Source organism: Actinoallomurus acaciae (assembly GCF_042429965.1).
GTDB lineage: Bacteria > Actinomycetota > Actinomycetes > Streptosporangiales > Streptosporangiaceae > Actinoallomurus > Actinoallomurus acaciae.
The window spans coordinates 1-1,185 of record NZ_JBHLZP010001069.1 but is presented as its reverse complement, the minus strand read 5'-3'; the positions used below and the strand labels follow the sequence as shown (position 1 = coordinate 1,185).

General features: G+C 73.1%; 2 protein-coding genes. Both read left to right on the top strand.

Translation table 11 applies throughout. The features are described 5' to 3' along the window. A partial coding sequence (locus ACFFNX_RS50525; RefSeq protein WP_512699892.1) for a nucleoside/nucleotide kinase family protein occupies positions 1-312 on the top strand: 312 nt, incomplete at its 5' end. 113 nt (positions 313-425) lie between these two features. Next, positions 426-1,185 (top strand): NACHT N-terminal helical domain 7-containing protein (locus tag ACFFNX_RS50520; RefSeq protein ID WP_378213634.1); only part of this gene is annotated, 760 nt, incomplete at its 3' end.

The window sequence follows — 1,185 nt, the reverse complement described above, 5'->3', positions numbered from 1 at the left end:
GGCGGCACGGGCCGGGTGCTGCCCGCCCTGTGGGACCGCGACACCGACCGTGCCGTGCGGGCCGCGTACGTCACCCTGCCGCCGGGCGGGGTGGTGCTCGTGGACGGCGCGCTGCTGCTCGGCCGCGGCCTCCCGTTCGACCTGGCGGTGCATCTGTGGCTCTCGCCGGCGGCCCTGCGGCGCAAGGTCGCGGCCGGCGAAACGTGGACGCTGCCGGCCTACGAGCGGTACGAACACGAGGCCGACCCGGCCGGAACCGCCGATCTGGTCGTCCGTATGGACCATCCCGATCGGCCCGCGCTCGTCGAGTGACCCGGAACACCCGCCGGAAGGCTCCCGCGGGCACGCGGCGCTGTTCCGCAGGCGCGGAAATGGGCGATGATGAAACACGCCGCCACTTCCCCGAAAAGCCGTGTGGAGCCGATGTGTCAGAGTCGTTGACCTATGTCGACGCGCTGAAAATCCTTGGCGATCGTCAGAGCCGACTTGTCAGCCTCCTCGACGGCGTGATGTCGGTGGGCCTGGCGACCTGGGCGGCGACGGCGTGGACGATGGGCGGCGACCCGTCGGCGCCGACGAACCTGTTCGACCTCAAGGACGAGGTGGTCCGGTTCGGGCACGAGTCGGTGCGCCGGATCTCCGAGCGCCGCAACGGCCTGTCCCGGTACGACCGCACGCAGCGGCTCGCCGCCGCCCACGCCGTGCTCGTGGTCTCCTCCTACTTCGAGACGCTGGACCGTACGGAACTGCCGCTCAGGCCGGACCGGCTCGCCGTCACGGCCGGTGAGCGCCTCACCCACGGCGAGAGCCCGCCCAAGGGGTACGTCGACCTGATCGACGGGCTGCTCAGCGACCGGCTGCCGATGCCCGAGCCGCACGTGCCGTACGCCCGCACGCGCGAGGCGATCGAGGGCGTCTATGACCTGATGTCGCGCCGTCTCACGACGCTGCTGCGCGCCGCGCCGGAGTGGGACGCCCTGGCCGGGCGCGAGCGCACCCGTGTCCTGGACACCGTGCGCCGGATGCCGCCGCAGGCGCTCGGCACGTACGACGACGCGTTCCGCCGGCTGGCCGCCGACAACCGCGAGTTCGAGGTGTGGGCCAGCTTCACCGAGGCGGCCGGGCTGAGCGCCGGCCTGGCCGAGGTGGGGCGGCTGCTGGGCGAGATGGCGGGCCGGCAGTCCG